General features: G+C 35.5%; 1 pseudogene. It reads right to left on the reverse strand.

Annotated elements, in window-relative coordinates:
• Nucleotides 1-251: pseudogene (locus FLACHUCJ7_RS25165) on the reverse strand (IS110 family transposase); the annotation flags it as partial.

A 251-nucleotide genomic window follows, 5' to 3' on the forward strand; every position in this document is an offset into this window, starting at 1 on the left:
TTTCTGGATTATAGTATGAGGTATTTTTGACAATCATATTCCAAATGATTATACCTAATTTTCTTGCTGTTGCACTTATGGCAGACACTCTTCCTTTTCGAAAATTAATTCGATGAAAAAAGTTTCTCAGAGGTGTTGATTCTTTTAAATTTCCGATGGCATTGGCAGCATTTCGTAAGGCTATTTTCAAGCGATTACTCCCTTTTGGCACGCGACTGCTGAGTACTTTTCCACCGCTTATTTTATTGTTT

This window comes from Flavobacterium salmonis (assembly GCF_903819435.1).
GTDB lineage: Bacteria > Bacteroidota > Bacteroidia > Flavobacteriales > Flavobacteriaceae > Flavobacterium > Flavobacterium chungangense.